This is a genomic window from Streptomyces torulosus (genome assembly GCF_001419765.1).
Classification (GTDB): Bacteria; Actinomycetota; Actinomycetes; order Streptomycetales; family Streptomycetaceae; genus Streptomyces; species Streptomyces torulosus.
Genome location: NZ_LIRK01000171.1, coordinates 1 through 18,181, shown reverse-complemented (window position 1 = coordinate 18,181; position 18,181 = coordinate 1). Strand labels below are relative to the sequence as shown.

9 protein-coding genes are annotated in these 18,181 nt (G+C 72.9%); 1 reads left to right on the top strand and 8 read right to left on the bottom strand.

Annotated elements, in window-relative coordinates:
- On the bottom strand, window positions 1-4,350 hold a 4,350-nt coding region (locus AOK23_RS12420), incomplete at its 3' end, for a type I polyketide synthase (RefSeq protein WP_157878011.1).
- Between the two features lie 71 nt (window positions 4,351-4,421).
- Window positions 4,422-4,847 (bottom strand): DUF1579 family protein, encoded by a 426-nt coding sequence (locus AOK23_RS12415; protein ID WP_055712777.1) that lies wholly within the window; start codon window positions 4,845-4,847, stop codon window positions 4,422-4,424.
- A 509-nt stretch (window positions 4,848-5,356) separates the two neighbouring features.
- On the opposite strand from AOK23_RS12415, the gene AOK23_RS12410 reads away from it, so the two are divergent.
- Window positions 5,357-6,382, top strand: coding sequence for a cytochrome P450 (locus AOK23_RS12410; protein ID WP_240496366.1), 1,026 nt, complete (start codon window positions 5,357-5,359; stop codon window positions 6,380-6,382).
- Window positions 6,383-6,550: 168 nt separating this feature from the next.
- On the opposite strand, the gene AOK23_RS12405 is transcribed toward AOK23_RS12410, so the two are convergent.
- The 6 genes from AOK23_RS12405 to AOK23_RS12380 all read right to left on the bottom strand — a co-directional run.
- On the bottom strand, window positions 6,551-7,771 hold the full coding sequence (locus AOK23_RS12405) for a cytochrome P450 (RefSeq protein ID WP_055712775.1): 1,221 nt from the start codon (window positions 7,769-7,771) through the stop codon (window positions 6,551-6,553).
- Between the two features lie 94 nt (window positions 7,772-7,865).
- Window positions 7,866-8,852, bottom strand: a complete 987-nt coding sequence (locus tag AOK23_RS12400; RefSeq protein WP_055712774.1) for a 3-oxoacyl-ACP synthase III family protein — start codon at window positions 8,850-8,852, stop codon at window positions 7,866-7,868.
- Entirely contained in the window at window positions 8,849-10,216 is a 1,368-nt protein-coding gene (ccrA, locus tag AOK23_RS12395) for a crotonyl-CoA carboxylase/reductase (RefSeq protein WP_055712773.1), read from the bottom strand. The genes AOK23_RS12400 and ccrA overlap by 4 nt, the downstream gene beginning before the upstream one ends.
- A gap of 115 nt (window positions 10,217-10,331) precedes the next feature.
- The gene (locus AOK23_RS12390) at window positions 10,332-10,541 is read right to left on the bottom strand and encodes a DUF5988 family protein (RefSeq protein WP_055712772.1); all 210 of its coding nucleotides are present in this window, start codon (window positions 10,539-10,541) and stop codon (window positions 10,332-10,334) included.
- A gap of 106 nt (window positions 10,542-10,647) precedes the next feature.
- Window positions 10,648-13,332, bottom strand: coding sequence for a LuxR family transcriptional regulator (locus tag AOK23_RS12385; RefSeq protein WP_240496364.1), 2,685 nt, complete (start codon window positions 13,330-13,332; stop codon window positions 10,648-10,650).
- A 325-nt stretch (window positions 13,333-13,657) separates the two neighbouring features.
- Window positions 13,658-18,181: SDR family NAD(P)-dependent oxidoreductase (locus AOK23_RS12380; RefSeq protein ID WP_055712770.1), on the bottom strand; the 4,524-nt coding region annotated here is incomplete at its 5' end.

Here is an 18,181-nt window from a genome sequence, read left to right as displayed (position 1 = left end):
GATCCCGAACGACGAGACCGCCGCCCGGCGCGGACGGCCGGTGTCCGGCCAGGTCCGCGCCTCCGTCAGCAGCTCCACCGAGCCCGCCGACCAGTCGACCTCCGGCGTCGGCGCGTCCACATGCAGGGTGCGCGGCAGCGTCCCGTGCCCCAGGGCCAGGACCGTCTTGATGACGCCCGCCACACCCGCCGCCGCCTGGGCATGCCCGATGTTCGACTTCAACGACCCCAGATACAGCGGCCGTTCACGGTCCTGCCCATACGTCGCGAGGAGCGCGTGCGCCTCGATGGGGTCGCCCAGCCGCGTGCCGGTGCCATGGGCCTCCACGGCGTCCACCTCCGACGCCGACAGCGCGGCACGGGCCAGCGCGTCGCGGATCACGCCCTGCTGGGCGGGGCCGCTGGGCGCGGTGAGGCCGTTCGAGGCGCCGTCCTGGTTGATCGCGGAGCCGCGCAGCACGGCGAGGACCGTACGACCGTTGCGGCGGGCGTCGGAGAGCCGTTCGACGACGAGGACGCCCACACCCTCGGACCAGCCGGTGCCGTCGGCCGCGGCGGCGAACGCCTTGCACCTGCCGTCGCCCGCCAGGCCGCCCTGCCGGGCGAACTCCTCGAACAGACCGGGCGTGGCCATCACCGCCACGCCGGCGGCGAGGGCCATCGCGCACTCGCCGCGGCGCAGGGACTCGGCGGCGAGGTGGAGCGCGACCAGCGACGACGAGCAGGCCGTGTCGACGGTGACGGCGGGCCCCTCGCAGCCGAAGACGTACGACAGACGGCCGGAGAGGACCCCGGCGGTGTTCCCGGTGAGCAGATGGCCCCGCAGGTCGTCGGGGGCCTCGTGGAGCCGGGGCCCGTACTCCTGGGACATCGCGCCGACGTAGACGCCGGTCCTGGTGGACCGCAGGGAGGAGGGGGCGACACCCGCCCGTTCCAGGGCCTCCCAGGCCGTCTCCAGGAGCACGCGCTGCTGGGGGTCCATCGCCAGCGCCTCACGCGGTGCGATGCCGAACAGGTCGGCGTCGAAGTCGCCGGCGCCGTCGAGGAATCCGCCCCGGTGGGGGCCGTCGCCCCAGCCGCGGTCGGCAGGCGGCGGGGAGACCGCGTCGATCCCGTCCACGACGGCCCGCCACAGTCCCTCGGGGTCGCTGATGCCGCCGGGCAGCCGGCAGGCCATGCCGACGATCGCGACGGGCTCGTCCGCCGGGACGGGTACGCCCGTGGCCGGCCTCGCCCGCGCCGTCCCGTCCTCGGCGAGTCGCCGGGCGACCTCCGTGGGCGTGGGATGGTCGAACAGCAGGGTGGTGGGCAGTCGCCTGCCCGTCACCGCGCCCAGGCGGTTGCGCAGTTCGAGGGCCAGGTGGGAGTCGAAGCCCAGGTCCTTGAAGGTCAGTTCGGGGGCGACGTCCGTCGCCGAGCGGTGCCCGAGGACCTGGGCCGCCTCGGCCCGGACGAGGTCGAGCAGGTCCTGCGGGCCGCGCGGGCCGCGCGCGTCGGGAGCGACCGCCCGCCCGCGCTCGCCGCCCGCGCCCACCGCCGCCTCTCCGCCTGCCGCCGGAGCCACCACACCCTGGTCCGGCGCCCCGGTCCGGGGCCGCTCCTTCTGCCCGTCGGCGGGAGCCAGCCAGTGGCTGCGGCGCTGGAAGGGGTACGTGGGCAGGTCGAGCCGTGTGGTGGGCCGGTGTCCGGCGAAGGCGGGGGTCCAGTCGATGTCCGTGCCCGCGGCGAACGCCTGGGCCACAGCGGCCGTGATCTGCTCGGGTCCGCCGTGGTTGCGGCGCAGGGTGGGTACGACCACCGGCACGGTGCCGGTCTCCTCGACGGTCGCGGCCACCGCCGTGGTGAGGACCGGGTGCGGGCTGATCTCGATGAACGTGTGGTGGCCGGCCCGGGCCAGCGCGGCGACGGCGGAGGCGAAGGCGACCGGCTCACGCAGGTTCCGGTACCAGTAGGTGCCGTCCTGGCGCGGCCCGTCCTCCCCGAGCACGATCCGCCCGGGCTCGACGGTGGAGTGGAGCGGAACCCTTCCCGGCAGCGGGGTGACGTCGGCGAGCGCGTCGAGGAGCTCGGCGCGGACGTCCTCGACGTGGGACGAGTGGGAGGCGTAGTCGACGGCGACCTGGCGGGCGCGGACGTCGTCGGCGGCGCACGAGGCGAGCAGTTCCTCCAGCGCGTCGGGGGCGCCGGACACCACGACCGCGTCGGGGCCGTTGACGGCGGCGACTTCGACGCGCCCGCCGAGTGCCGACAGCCGGGCCCGGACGCGGGCCTCCGACTCGGGTACGGCCACCATGCCGCCCCGGCCCGACAGCCGGCGGGCGATCAGCTCGGCCCGGCGTACGGCGATCCGCGCGCCGTCCGTCAGGGAGAGCACGCCCGCCACACAGGCCGCGGCGACCTCGCCCTGGGAGTGGCCGACGACCGCGGCGGGCTCGACGCCGTGGGCGCGCCAGACCTCGGCGAGGCTGACCATGACGGCCCACAGGACGGGTTGCAGCACGTCGACCCGGTCCAGCCCCGGTGCGCCGGGGACCGCGCGCAGGACGTCGGTCGGCGACCAGTCGACGCAGGCCGCGAGGGCCTCCTCGCAGCGGGCCCAGGCAGCGGCGAACTCGGGGCGCGTGTCGAGGAGTTCGGCGGCCATGCCGGCCCACTGGGAGCCCTGGCCGGGGAAGACGAAGACGGGGCCCGGTCCGGCCGCTGGCGGCAGGGGTCCCGGGTGGGTGACGAGTTCGGGGGTCCGTTCGCCGGAGGCGAGTGCGGCGAGGCCGCGCATTCCGGCCGTGCGGTCGGCGCCGAGCACCACCGCGCGGTACGGGAAGAGGGTGCGGGTCGTCAGCAGGGCGTGGCCGATGTCGGCCGGCGGTGCGTCCGGGGCGGCTTCCAGCAGGGCTCGCGCCTGATCGGCGAGGGCGTCGGGCGTCCGGGCGGACAGCACCCACGGGACGACCGCGGCCGAGCGCACCTCGGTGCCCGGTTCGATGTCCGGTTCGATGTCCGGGCCTGCGCCCCGAGCGTGCCCGGCCGCGTCCCGTGCGTCCGGGCCGCCGCCGTCCCGCGCGTCCGCGGCCCCAGCGCCCTCCCAACTCGACAGGATCACATGGCAGTTGGTGCCGCCGAGGCCGAAGGAGCTGACGCCGGCGACGCGCGGTCCCTCGGTGTCGGGCCACGGCTCGGTGGCGCGCTGGACGGTGAGCCCGAGGTCGTGCAGGGCGATCCGGGGGTGGGGCGTGTCGTGGTGCAGGGTGGGGACGAGGCGGGCGTCGCGCACACAGAGCACCGTCTTGAGGAGCCCGGCGATACCGGCCGCGCCCTCCAGGTGCCCGATGTTGGTCTTGACCGACCCGACGCGCAGCGGCCGTTCGGCGGGGCGGAACGCGCCAAGCGCGCGCCCCAGCGCGGCGGCCTCGGCGGGGTCGCCCTCGGGGGTGCCGGTGCCGTGGAGTTCGACGTACTGGACGTCACCCGGATCGGTACCCGCCCGCTCGCAGGCGAGGGTGAGCACCTCGCGCTGCGCCTCGGGGTCGGGGACGGTCAGGGCGCTGCCGCCGCCGTCGTTGTTGACGGCGCTGCCCCGGATCAGACAGTGCACGCGGTCGCCGTCGGCGAGGGCCCGGGAGAGGGGTTTGAGGACGACGAGGCCGCCGCCCTCTCCCCGGACGTAGCCGTTGGCGCGGGCGTCGAAGGTGTGGCAGCGGCCGTCCGGGGAGAGCGCGCCCAGCCGGGCGACGGCGAGGGTGCTCTCGGGGGACAGGATGAGGTTGACACCGCCCGCGAGGGCGAGGGTGCACTCTCCGCGGCGCAGGCTCTCCACGGCCAGGTGGACGGCGACGAGGGAGGAGGACTGGCCGGTGTCGACGGTCAGGCTGGGGCCGCGCAGGCCCAGGGTGTACGAGACGCGGTTGGCGAGGAGGGAGCGCTGCACCCCGGTGAAGGTGTGCGGGGTGACGGCGGCGGGGCCGTGCCGTTGCACGAGGTGGGCGTAGTCGTCGGCGAGGGCGCCGACGAAGACCCCGGTGCGGCTGCCGTTCAGCCCGGCGGGGACGGTGCCGGCGTGTTCCAGCGCCTCCCAGCCGAGTTCCAGCAGCAGCCGCTGCTGGGGGTCCATCATGGCGGCCTCGCGCGGGGAGATCCCGAAGAACGCGGCGTCGAACCCGTCGACGCTGTCGAGGAATCCGCCGCGCGGGCAGATCCCGGCCACGTCGGGGACGGCGGCGCGGCGTGCGTCGGGGACCTCCGCGACGGCGTCACCACCGTCGGCGAGCAGGGCCGCGAACTGGGCCGGGTTGCCGGCTCCGGGCAGTCGGCACGCCATGCCGACCACGGCGATCGCCTCGGACGCGGCCGTCATCCGCTTCCCTCCCTGTGTTCCAGACGTTCCGTCGCACGGCGTGTGCCGTGGGCTGCGCGGACCGGGTGCCGTCAGATCCGGTGGAAGTGGAGGATGTCGCCGGGGACCAGGTCGTCGCCGACGACGATGAAGCCGTGCTTGACGAGGTGGTCGGAGTCGACGATCTCGAAGTCCTCCACGAACACGTGGCGGGAGCCGAACACCGCGCTGTCCCCCTTGAGCCTGAAGTGGCCGTCGACCCATCCGGGCCCGGTGAACGTGCCGTGGTGGCCCCAGTCGTCGTAGTAGAGGCTGACGAAGGACTTGTCGACGTCGCTCCAGCCCAGGAGCCAGGTCGCGACGATGCCGGGCACGGGGATGCGCTGCGTCAGCTCGAGGAACCGGCCGTCGGCCAGGGAGCGGGCGGAGCAGGTCGCCTGGCCGGTGGTGATGTCCTCCGTGGTGAGGTTCGTGTATTCGATACGGAAGTCACCCAGGAGGAAATCCAGTTGCCGCATTTCCGGAGCGATGTCAGGACGGCTGGGCAGGACGACCGCACCGCTCCCGATGGGGTCGGAATCCGGGGATGCGTCGTCCGACGACTGAATGGGCTGCGCACTCATGGCCAACTCCGAATGGTGGGGACACCGTTGATACCCAGGGAAAGTTATGGACTCGGGATTGCCGCGCACAAGCCCGGACGGATCTCTTAGGGGGGTCGCGGTACTTGATCGGGGGCGGGTCTCGCGTGAGCTAGGGGTGTCCGGTATCACCTGAGGTCACTAGGCTCCCGGAGACGGAGCCGGTCCACCGTCCGGCTCCTCCTGTAAGGAGCGAGGCGATGACCACCGACCAGCAGTCTCCGTTGCCGGAAACACAGGACGATTTCCCGTCGCTGCTCGCCTGGCTGACGAAGAGTCGCCAGGAGAATCCGGTTGTTCCCGATGCGTTTCCCGGGCTTTGGCATGTCTTTCGGTATGCCGATGTGTCCCGGGTGCTGTCCGACACGGCCACTTATTCCAGCGACATGTCCGCCGTGATTCCTTCCCATCCGGACACCGACTGGATGGCCAAGGGAAACGTGGTCGGAATGGACCCGCCGATGCACGGCAGGCTGCGTTCACTGGTCAGCAAGGCGTTCACGCCTCGGCTGGTGGCCGGCCTGGAGCCGCGGATCGCCGAGCTGGCCTCCGGGCTGCTGGACGCGGTCGCCGACCGCGACCGGTTCGACCTGGTCGAGGCCGTCACCCATCCGCTGCCGGTGTTCGTGATCGCCGAGTTGCTCGGCATTCCGCTGGAGGACCAACCCCTGTTCGAGAAGTGGGGGCTGGACTTCATCCTCGCCAACGGCGGCGGTGAGAGCGCCCTGCCGAGCGAGGAGAACATCGCCTCCTTCGTACGGACGGCCGTGGAGATGCGGACGTACATGCTGGAGCAGATCGCCATGCGGCGTGCGGCGCCCCGGGACGATCTGATCACCCAGCTGGTCCTGGCCAGGACCGACGACGGGCAGCTCGACGACGACGAGATCGTCGGCTTCGTCGGCACGCTGCTGCTCGCCGGTCACATCACGACCACGGCGGTGCTGGGCAGCACCGTGCTGTGTCTGGACGAGAACCCCGAGGCGCTCGCGGAGGTCCGCCGGGACCGCTCGCTGGTGCCGGCCGCGGTGGAGGAGTCGGTGCGGCTGCGCCCGGCCTTCTCCCGTCTGGTCCGTATGACCACCCGGGAGTCCGAACTGGGCGGTGTGACGATCCCCGCAGGTCAGGTACTGACGCTGTGGACGGTGTCGGCCAACCGGGACCCCGAACGGTTCACCTCCCCCGACGCCTTCGACCTGCACCGCGACCAGGGGCGCCATCTGGGGTTCGGTCAGGGCATCCACTTCTGCATGGGCGCCCCGCTGGCCCGGCTGGAGGCACGGATCGTGCTCAACCTGCTGCTGGACCGGTTCCCGCGGCTGAGGGTCGCCGGGGACGCGGACGCGGTGGCGTACCACCACCCGAAGAACGTGGTCGGTCCGCGCCGGCTGACGGTCGAGGTCACCGGCTGACGAGACGGACAGGGTTCGGCAGAGGGCCTGTACCGTCCCGTGGGGGAAGCTACAGGCCCTCTGCCGTGCAACAGGCCTCTGCCGTGCAACAGGCCCTCTGCCGTGCAGAGGTCAGCCGTGCGGGGGGAATGGGCCCGGCTCGTCGGAGCGGACGCGCCCCCGCGGGTGTCACCAGGTGACCGGCATCCGCTCCACCTCGGGGTGCCAGCCGGGCCGGTCGTAGAACTCTTCGACGGGCAGGGTGAGTTTCAGGCCCGGCAGGCGGCGGAAGAGGGTGCCGTAGGCGACCTCCAGGCCGATCCTGGTCAGGTTGGCGCCGAGGCAGTGGTGGATGCCGGTGCCGAAGGCCAGATGGCCGCGGCCCGAGCGGCGGACGTCCAGCCGGTCGGGCTCGGGGTAGTCCGCGGGGTCGCGGTTGGCGGCGCCGTTGGCGACGACCACGCCCTCGCCGGCGCGGATGAGCTGCCCGCCCACCTCCACGTCCTCCAGGGCGACCCGCGGCATCAGGTCCAGGGGGCTGATCAGCCGCATCATCTCGTCGACGGCGCCGGGGAGGACGGCGGGGTCGTCGCGCAGCAGGTCCACCTGGTCGGGGTTCTCCAGGAGGAGACCGACGCCCGCGGTGAGCATGGCCTGGACCGGTGACTGCCCGGCGATGAAGATCAGGAAGCAGAGGTTGGCGAGTTCCGTACGGCTGATCGTGCCGGTCTTCACGTGTTTCTCGATGACGCGGCTGGTGGGGTCGTCCCCGGGGTTCTCCTGCTTGTCGTCGATGAAGCGCAGGAAGTACTGCTGGAGCGCGATCATACGAGTGGCGACCTCGTCGCCGACCTGCGCGGTGTCGACGGCGGAGGTGGCCTGCCGACGCACCTCCCGCTGGTCCAGCAGCCACGCCTGCATGTCGGCGTACTCCATGCCGAGCGCCCAGCAGGTGATGGTGCCCGAGAACGGCTCGGCGAACGCCGTGACCAGGTCCGCCTCGTTCCCCCCGGTCAGCATGGCGTCGATGAGTTCGTCGGCCTTGCGCTGCATGGCGGGGCGCAGCTGCTCGGCGCGGCGCAGGGTGAACTCGCTCACGACGGCCTTGCGCTGCACGGTGTGCTGCGGCGGGTCCATGGTGAACAGCATCGGGAAGGCCCGTGACCCCTCGAACGCCTCGGCGTACATGGGGTATCCGGGGTTGGTGATGTCGGAGCTGAAGCGGGCGTCGCCGAGGATGGCGCGGGCCTGGTCGTGACGGGTGATGAGCCAGACGCGCCGTCCGTTGTAGAGCCGTCCCGGTGCCGGTGCCCCGGTGGCCCGGTGGGCGGGGTACTCCGCGGGCGGCGCGTAGGGGCACGTTCTCAGCAGGGGGAAGTCGAACTCCGCGGAGGGGGTGGCTTCGGGCACGGCAGCGTTCCTTCGGTGGGAGAGGGCGGGACGGAAGGGGGAAAGGGCGGCGTTCCCGTCGGCGGGCGGCCGGCCGGTGCGGGGGAGGTCGGATTCACCAGCGCAGCAGGCAGAGCCCGGCCGCCATGCCCGCGCCGAACCCGGCCAGCAGGAGCAGTTCGCCGTCGTGCAGCAGACCCGCGCGGGACGCCTCGTCCAGTGCCACGGGCACCGAGGCGGCGCCCATGTTGCCGTAGGTGACGAGCGGGGTGTGGGTGCGGGCGCCGGTGAGGCCGCAGCGTTCGACGAGTTCGCCGAGGAGGACCCCGTTGGCCTGGTGGGGCACGAAGTGCGCGATCTGGTCGCGGGTGGTGCCGGTGCGCCGGAGCAGGGGGTCGATCATCGGGGGCACGTTGTGCATGACGAAGTCGGCGACGCCGCGGCCGATCATCCGCAGGTAGTGGCCGCCGTTGGCGACGGTGTCGGCGGAGGCGGGGACGCGGCTTCCGCCGCCCTCGATCCAGATGAGTTCGTGGGCGTCGCCGCGTCCGGCGAGTTCGACGTCCAGGATGCCGCGCTGTTCCGGTACGGCGCCGATCACGGCGGCGCCGGCGGCGTCGCCGAGGAGGACGGCGGTGCCCCGGTCGCCGTAGTCGAGGAACCGTGAGTAGAGGTCGGCGCCGATGACGAGGGCGAGTGTGCCGGGACGCTGGGCGACGAGGGCGCGGGCCACGTCGAGGGCGTAGATGAACCCGGCGCAGGCGATGTTGATGTCGAAGGCGGCGGCGCGGTGGGCGCCGAGCGCGTTCTGCACCAGGGACGAGGTGGGCGGCAGCGGGGCGTCGCCGGTGGACGTGGCGACGATGAGGTGATCGATCCGGTCGGCCGTGACGTCCGCGTCGTCGAGGGCGGCGAGGGCGGCGTGCCGGGCGAGGTCGGAGGTGGCCTCGTCGGGGGCGGCGTAGCGGCGGCCGGTGATGAGGGTGCGGCGGCCGATCCACTCGGCGGTGATGCCGGGGACGCGGCGGGCGATCTCCTCGTTGGTGATCTCTTCCTTGGGAAGGTAGGAGCCGGTGCCGAGGATGCCGATGGAGGTGGTCATCGGGTCACCGCCAGGGCGCCGGGCACGTCGGCGGCGAAGGGGCGCAGCGGGTTGAGGCGGTCCTCGCCGATCCGGGCCCGCAGTTCGGGGTCGGTGACGCCTAGGCCGGGTTCGGGGGCCAGGCACAGGACGCCGACCTTGCCGATGTGGTCGTTGCGCTGCACGAGCCGGGTGGCCTCGCCGACCTCGTCCAGGGGGAACAGGGACGACATCACCGGCATGATGCGACCCTGGCCGAACAGCCGTGCGCACTCCCACTGTTCGTGGAGGTTGGCCACATGGCTGCCGATGACCCGTTTGAGTTTCATCCACAGGTAGCGGTTGTCGTAGCGGTGCCGGTAGCCGGTGCTGGAGCCGCAGGTGACGACGGTGCCGCCGCGTCGCACCACGAACAGGGACATCCCGAACGTGGCCTGTCCGACGTGTTCGAAGACGATGTGGGGGTCCTCGCCGGTCTCGCGGCGGATGACCGCGCCGAGCCGTTTGCCGTCGGCGATGGCCTGCTCGAAGTCGTCGCCCTCGGACTCGCCGATGCCGATCTCCGAGCGGTCGATGACGATGTCGCAGCCGAGGGCCCGCAGCGCCTCGGCCTTGCGGGGTGATCCGACGACGCCGACGGGGATGCCGCCGCCGTTCTTGACGAACTGCACGGCGTACGCGCCGACTCCGCCCGTCGCCCCCCAGATCAGCACCACGTCGCCCTGTTTCATGCGGGCGCCGCGGTCCGAGACCAGCATCCGGTAGGAGGTGCCGGCGCAGGCGGGCACGCAGGCGGCCTCCTCCCAGGTGAGGTGGGCGGGCTTGGGGATGAGCTGCCCGGCGCGGGCCAGACAGTAGTGGGCGAGGCCGCCGAAGTTGGTCTCGTAGCCCCAGGCGAGCTGGTGTTCGCCGAGCATGCCGTCGGCCTGGGTGACGGCCTCCTGTTCGTCGACGCAGGCCGCGTTGACCAGGACGTGGTCCCCGACGCGCCAGCGCCGGACGGCCGAGCCGACCCGGACGATCACACCGGCCGCGTCCGAGCCGAGGACGTGGTACGGCTGGTCGTGGCGGGCGGCCCAGCCGCCCTGCCGTCCGTAGCCGGCGAGGAACCGGAAGGTCGGCAGGGGTTCGAAGGTGGCGGACCAGACGGTGTTGTAGTTGATCGAGCTGGCCATGACGGCGACGAGGACCTCGTCGGGCGCCGGCTCCGGCAGCGGCACGGGGCCGACCCGGAGGGTCTTGCGCACGTCCTTGTCGGCGACACCACGGAAGACGTCCACGTCCTCGATGCGGAGGTGGGCTGCGGTGAACTCCTCCGGCAGAGCCGCACGCTCCACCTCCTCGGGACTCGCTCCCGCGAGCACCGCGTCAGTCACAGAACCCATGTCGGCCCTTCCTCGTACGGCTACCGGTGGCGTCGACGCTAGGTGAGGCTCCGCCCCCTAACGCCACCCCTCAGATTCCGCGGGGCCCCCTGTCCGGGTGTGCGGGGGCCCGCGCTCATTCCGCGATGGCGGTCCGGGTGATCCAGCGGAAGACGGCGACCTCCTCACCGTCGACGGTGGTGAATTCACCTTTGTGCACGAAGTGCTCGTATCCGGCACCCAGGCGGTGCTTGATCTTCTCGGTGAGTGAGGTGGCGAACTGCACCCTCTCCTCGTCCGGAAAATACGTCGGACCATCGGCCAGAAATACCTTGAAATTAACCACGCCGAAACCTCCTCAGCCAGGGATTCTCAGTGGACTTCTGCCTTGGGGAGAATCTCGCAGTGGCTCTGCGCACGGACAACCCCTAGGCACCCCCGTAAAGACGGTGTCAGGCCGTCTCGGGCAGCCCCAACTCGATATGGAGCGGCAGTTCCTGCCGTGAGGTGATGTCGAGCTTCTTGTAGACACGTGTGAGGTGCTGCTCGACGGTGCTGACGGTGATGAAGAGTTCGGTCGAGATCTCACGGTTCGTCATGCCGCGGGAGGCCAGGACCGCCACGCGCCGCTCCGATTCGCTGAGTTTCGCGACGGGGTCCGGGGCCCGCAGGGGGCCGCGCGCGGTGCGTGCGGCGGGGCGTCCGTCGACAAGGCCGAGGAAGGCAATCCGCTCGCGCAGCGGGCCGGCCCCGCACTCCTCGGCCAGCTGCTGGGCCTTGCGCAGGGTCAGGTCGGCGCGGGCCTGCTGGTCGAGGCCCCGGTACGCCTCCGCGAGGTCGACCAGGACACGGGCCAGCTCCCAGGAGTTGCCGGACGCCTGCAGGTGCTCGGCGGCGCGGGTGAGCAGTCCGGGCCGTTCGTTCACGGGGACGAGCTGGGCCCGTACACGCAGCCACGACCCGGCGATCAGGGGGGTCTCGCTGCCGGAGAGGGTCTCGTGGTCCTCCAGGAGCTGGTCGGCCTCCCGGGTGTTGTCGAGGGCGAGCCATGCCTCGGCCGCGTCGATCCGCCAGGTCGGCTGGGTTGTGAGGGAGGCGTCGCAGCGTTCGGCGTGGCGGCCGACGGCCAGGAAGTCCGACAGGGCCAGATGGGGGCGGCCCACGGCCAGCAGGAACTGGCCGCGCGCGCGGAGGTAGTCCATTCCGTGGAGGCTGCGGAAGAAGCCGTCGGGCACGGGCCGGTCCAGCAGCCGGACGGCCTCCTCGTACTGTCCGGAGGCGGTGCAGGCGGTGATCAGGGCGGTGATGACCTGGCCGCACAGCCAGTGGCTGGGCGCGTCCCCGCCCAGGTCCACGATCTCCCGGGCGTAGGTCTCCGCCTCGGTCAGCCTGCCGCGGGCGAGGGCGGTCTCGGCGCGCAGGGCCGTGAACAGCTGGCGCCAGCCCTCGACGCCGCGCGCGGCCGCCTCGTCCTGGAAGTGCTCGCACCAGGCGTCCGCGAGGTCGGGGCGGCCGGCGGCCATGAGGTGGCGCAGCTCGGGGACGATCAGGGCGAGGGTGGTGTCGCCGAGGGTCCAGGCGGCGAGGTGTTCCTCGATCTCGTGGACGGCGGGGGTCCGGACGTGGTGGCCGTTGACGCAGACGCTGAAGTTGACCCCGTCGGCGCAGACCCGGCCGTCGAAGTCGTGTTCCTCGCCGCAGGCGGTCCGTTCGGAGGACATCTGCAGGGACCAGGCGTCGGGTATGCCGGGGTTGAGGCAGAAAAGCCAGGGCCAGCCCTCGTTGAAGTGGTCGGGCCGTGCGTTCGCCTCCCCGGTGTCCGCCGTCCGCGCGGCCACGGTGCGGAGCATGGCCCCGCTCTCCTCCAGCCGTCCGCAGCCGATCATCAGCAGGGCGGCGAGCACGGTCCGTGCCGGGCAGGCGTCCGCCCCGTGGTGGCATTCGGGCCACTCGATCCGGCCCAGGTACTGGTGCTCGACCCGCCACGGGTCGGTCCGCAGCAGCACAACGTAACGTTTCAGCGCGAGCCTGGCCCGTTCCCAGCAGTCGGTCGTGGCGTCGTGGGCGAGCCCCACGCACGCGACGGCGAAGCCGGCGTCGTCCCTGGCCAGCGCCTCGTCGGCGGCGCGTTGGAGGACGGCCATCTGCCAGGGCTCGGTGACGGTGCCGATCTTCAGCAGATAGCGGGCCGTCGCCCGGGCGCCCGCGCCGCGCCGGCGCACCTGTTCGGCGGCCAGCAGCAGGACCTCGGAGCGGCGGTCGGGGTCGGCGTGCTCCAGGATCTCGTCCTCGATCACCGGGTGCCGCAGCCGGCAGCCGTCGGTCAGGCCGGCCAGGCGCAGCAGGTTCAGGCCGCGCGCGATCTCCGCCCCGTCCAGGCGCAGGACGGCGGCGAGGCCGACGGGTTCGGAGAACTCGCGCAGCGCGGCCAGGCCCAGGGCGACGGAGGCGGCCAGCGGGCCGCTGAGGCGTACGCAGTCCCGGGCGACCCGGGCGTACAGGCCGCATGGGCCGGGCCAGGGCGCCCCGGCGCCGGCCCGCGCCCGCATGTCCAGTTCCTCGGCCAGGGCGCGGACGAGCAGGGGGCTGCCGCCGCTGAGGGTGTGCACCGCCTCGCGGTCGGTGTCGTCCAGGGGGCCGCCGTGCAGTCTCTCGCACAGTTCGGCCGCCTGGTCGCGGTCGAGGAGGCCCAGCCTGATGCGGTGGAGGTTGGGCTGGCGCAGCAGGTCGTAGTGCACGTCACCCTGGCAGCCGCCGTACGGCAGCAGGGGGACGACCACCATGACCGGGCTGTTGCGCAGCCGGCGCCGGAGGGCCGCCAGCAGACGGCGCCAGGTCGACTCCTCGTGCTCCTGCGGTTTGTCGAGGCAGATGACCACGGGTGAACGCTCGGCCAGCGCCGCCAGGTTGTCGCCTAAGTCGGACGGCCGCGTGGATTCCGCCCCGGGTGAGGCGGTGCGGTCCGTCCCGGCGGCGAGCAGGCCGTCGAGGTCGGGCCCGGACAGGACGGTGACGCCGCTGTCCACGGCATGGTGGGCGAAGTCTTCCATGAGGTCGGTCTTCCCGCAGCCGACTCCGCCCTCCAGAACGACGGTCAGGGCTGTACCGCGCTCGCATTCGGCGAGGAGGGCCTTCATGAGTTGCAGTTTGTCGTCTCGGCCAGAAAACAACATGTACCTAACCCCAATCACACCCCACCGTGTTCTGCGAGTTGCATGGGGATCGACCCAGAAATCGCAGAGCGCGCCGGACGGTCTATAGAACTGTCCGATGGGTTCAGAGCCCCCGCGAAAACCACATCGGTTTTGATGAGCCGATATCCTGGTCGACTGCCCCGGCCGAGCAGCCCGGTTGCTGACTCACCACCAACATAGCCAAGGCTCAGCGGCCATGGAAGTCAGCATTCCGGAAACAGGCCGGATGCGCAGTGTAAAGATTCTCAGAGTTTGGTTAGAACCATGACTATGCATCAGTTCCTGTTTCGGAATCACGGTCCGTGGAAAGAGATCTGGCCATTTCCACCAGGGCCGCCGCGTCCATCCCGCGGATGTCGTCACCCCGGTCGGGCCGTTCGACGTCGGCCGTGGTGGAGGGGGCGGATCCAGCCGTCGCGAGGGCGAGCAGCGGTTCGAGCAGACCGCTCCGACGCAGTCGTGGCAAGGGCACCGACATGAGGAGGCTACGGATTTCCGCCTCCTTCTCGTCGCCGTCCCGGGACGTGGCCGCTCGGCCGTCACCCGGGGCGAGGAGGCCCGACACGTGGGTGGCGAGGGCGTCCAGGCGGGGGTGGTCGAAAACCAGCGTGGCCGGAAGTCGTAGCCCGGTGGCGGCATTGAGGCGGTTGCGCAGTTCGACGGCCGTGAGGGAGTCGAATCCCATTTCGCGGAAGGACCGTTCGGTGTCCACGAGGCCCGCGGTGGCATGGCCGAGCACGGCGGCGACCTCCGCGCGCACCATACCGAGCAGGGCGGCGCGGCGTCGTTCCTCCGGCATCGCCGCGAGGCGGGCGCGCAGGGCCTCTCCCGGTTCGCGGGTCTCCCCGGCGGCCCGGCGTCGGGCGGGGGCGGCGGACGGGCCGAGGAGGCCCCGCAGGAACGGGGGCAGCGGGTCGCGCGCGTGCCGTGCGCGCAGCGCGGCGGTGTCCGGCGGCGCGGCCACGACGGCGGGGCCCGGGACCGGGCCGAGCAGCAACGTGTCGAACAGGGCGAGCGCCTCGTCGGTGGGCAGGGCGCGGAAGCCGCCGGCCCGCAGCCGGCGGTGGTCGGTGGCGTCGAGGTGGGCGGTGAGGCCGCTCGCCTGCTCCCACAGTCCCCAGCCGACGGACACGGCGGGCAGTCCCTCGGCCCGCCACCGGTGCGCCAGGGCGTCGAGGAAGGCGTTGGCGGCCGCGTAGTTGGCCTGGCCAGGCGAGCCGAAGGTGGCGGCGGCCGAGGAGAACAGCACCACCCGCCGTACCTCCGGGTGGAGTCCGGTGAGCCGGTGCAGGTTCCAGGCCCCGTGTGTCTTGGGCCGCAGTACGCGCCCGACCCGCTCCTCGGTGAGCGACGCGAGGGCGCCGTCGTCGGTGGTGCCCGCGCAGTGCACGACGCCGCCCAGCAGTTCGCCCCGTCGTACGAGGTGGTCGTGGAGGAGTGTGGCGGCGGCGGGGTCCCCGATGTCGCCGGCCAGTACCTCGGCGTCGGCGCCCATGGCGGCGAGTTCGGCGCACAGGGTCCGTGCCGCGTCCGGCTCCGGTCCGGAGCGGGACAGCAGCAGCAGGCGCCGGGCTCCGTGGTGGGTGACCAGGCGCCGGGCGACCAGGGCGCCCAGGGTGCCGGTGCCGCCGGTGACGAGGACGGTCTCGTCCGCCGTGAACCCCGCGCCCGGCAGGGTCAGTACGGCCTTGCCGACGAGGTCCGCCCGGGCCAACGCCCGGAACGCGCCGGGGGCCCGGTGGATGTCCCAGCAGGTCACCGGCGGCGGGGTCAGCGTGCCGTCGGTGAAGAGGGCGACCAGTTCGCGCAGGATCTCCTGGATCCGTTCCGGGCCGGCCTCGGCGAGGTCGAAGGGCCGGTACCCGACTCCCGGACGGTCGGCGGCGACCCGTGCGGGGTCGCGCAGGTCGGTCTTGCCCATCTCGACGAACCGCCCGCCGCGCGGCAGCAGTTCGAGGGAGGCGTCGGTGAACTCACCGGCCAGGCAGTTGAGGACCATGTCCATGCCGTGGCCGTCGGTGGCGGCGAGGAAGGCGTCGCGGAAGTCGAGGGTGCGGGAGTCCGCGATGTGCGTGTCGTCGAGGCCGGCCGCGCGCAGCGCGTCCCACTTGGGGCGGGAGGCCGTCGCATACACCTCGGCGCCCAGGTGGCGGGCGAGCTGCACAGCGGCGGAGCCCACACCGCCGGCGCCCGCGTGGATCAGGACCCGTTGGCCCGCGCGCAGCCCGCCGAGGTCGACCAGGCCGTAGTACGCGGTCAGGAACGCGACGGTGGCGGAGGCGCCCTCGGCGTCCGTCCAGCGTTCGGGGACGGGTGCGAGCAGTCGGGCGTCGGCGACGGAGAGGGGGGCGAACGGGGTGTCGAGCGTGCCCATCACGCGGTCGCCGGGGGCGAGGCCGGTGACGCCGGGGCCGGCCTCGGTCACCACTCCGCACCCCTCGCTGCCGAGCGGGGCCGGGTCCGGGTACATGCCGAGGGCGATGAGGGTGTCGCGGAAGTTCAGGCCGGCCGCGCTGACGGCCACCCGGACCTGTCCCTCGGCGAGTTCCCCGGTGCCCTCCGTGGTGGGCAGGAGGGCGAGGTTCCCGAACGAGCCGGGCTCGGTGACGTCGAGCCGCCACTGGGTGTGCCCGGCGGGCGGACGCAGCAGGTCGGGTTCGCCGCCCGCCCGTACCAGCCGCCTCCCGTGCACCGTGCCGCCTCGCACGGCGACCTCGGGTTCGGCGGCGGCGAGCGCGGCGTCGAGGGACGCCGGGTCCGGCGACTCGTCCCCGGTGACGTCCACGAGGACGACGCGGCCCGGTTCCTCCGCCTGGGCGGACCTGAGCAGGCCGACGAGGGCGGCGTGGGCGGTGCCCGTGGCGGTGGTGGGCGTGCCGGTGACGGGGGCCGCGTCCCGGGTGACGACCACCAGGGGCAGGTCGGCCGCCCTGGTTCCGGCGAGCCACTGCCGCAGCAGGTCCAGGCCCCACATGGTGGCGTTTTCGGCGGCCTGCGCGGGATCGTTCTCGTCGGCGGTGACGGGGCAGGCGGCCACCACGGCCGAGGGAACCGGTTCGCCCGCGGTGAGCGCGGCGTCGAGGTCCGCCACCGTGCCGTACGTCCGGGTGCCCTCGCCCTGGTCCGCGCCGAGCCACAGGTATGTCCCGGCGGTGGCGGCGCGCACGGACAGCTCGGGCCACTCGACGCGCAGCGGTCCGTCCGGCCCGCCGGGCGCCGCCGCCGACAGCCGCTCGGGCGAGACCGGCCGGAAGGCGAGTTCGTCCACCGCGAGCACGGGGGCGCCGAGGGCGTCCACGGCGTGCAGAGACAGCCCGTCGGCCCCGGCCGGGGCCAGCCGTACCCGGAGTGACGTGGCGCCGGTCGCGTACATCGTGACGCCGGACCAGGAGAACGGCAGCCGCGCACCGCTGTCCAGCGTGCCCGGCAGCAGACTGGCGCCGTGCAGGGCCGCGTCCAGCAGCGCGGGATGCGCCAGGAAGTCGTCGCCGCCGGTCCCCGCCGTGTCGGTCTCCACCTCGGCGAACACCTCGTCGCCGCGCAGCCAGGCGGCCCGCAGGCCCCGGAAGACGGGGCCGTACCCGAACCCGGCGGTCGCCATCTTCTCGTACAGACCGTCCAGTTCGACCGGTTCGGCACCGGTCGGCGGCCAAGCGCCCAGATCGAACTCCGGCTGCTCGGCTCCGCTCAGTACGGCGCTGCCGTGGCGGGTCCACTCCTGTCCCGTCGACTCGGCGCGGGAGAAGAACCGCACGGCCCGGCGCCCGTCCTCGTCCGGACCGTCCACGACGATCTGCAACCGCACCGGCTCCGACTCGGACAGCAACAGCGGCGCCTCCAGGACGAGTTCGTCGACTCTCGGCGCCTGTGTCCGCTCCCCCGCCCACAGCGCCAGCTCCAGGAAGGCCGCGCCGGGCAGCAGTATCGTGCCGTGCACCACGTGATCCGCCGTCCAGGGCTGCTCCTGCGGCGACAGTCGCCCCGTGAACACCGTGCGGTCCCCGTCGGCAGGCTCGACGACGGCCCCCAGCAGGGGGTGTTCGGCCGATCCGAGCCCGGCGAGCGCCGCGTCGCCGAACCGTGCGGCGGGCAACTCCGTCCAGTAGCGCCGATGTTGGAAGGCGTAGGTGGGCAGGTCGACGGTTCGGGCCCCGGTCCCGGCGAAGCAGTCCCGCCAGTCGACGGGCGCTCCGTGCACGTACGCCTCTGCCAGTGACAGCAGCAGCCGTTCCCTACCGCCGTCGTCGCGGCGCAGGGTCCCGGTGACGGCCACCTCGCGTCCGGCCGCCTCCGCCGTCTCCTGCACGGCACCGGCGAGTACGGGGTGCGGGCTGGCCTCGACGAAGACGGAGTGCCCGGCTTCGACCAGCTTCGTGACCGTGGGCTCCAGCCGGACGGTGGAGCGCAGGTTGCGGTACCAGTACTCCGCGTCCAGCCCCACCGTGTCGCACCGGTCGGCGTTCACCGTGGAGAAGAACGGAACACGAGAAGCCGTCGGCGCCACATCGGCCAGAACGGCCAGGAGTTCATCACGGATCCGCTCGACGTGCGCGGTGTGCGAGGCGTAGTCCACGTCGACCCGCCGGGCACGAGCACCACGCGCCTCGGCCTCCGCGATCACCTCGTCCAGCCCCTCGGGTGTACCCGCAACGACCACCGAGGACGGGCCGTTGACCGCGGCCACCTCCACCCGGCCGTCCGCCAGCGGCGTCAAAGCGCGCACCTCGTCGACGGGCAGCTGCACCGACGCCATACCACCCTTGCCCGACAGCGCCAGGATCGCCTTGGAGCG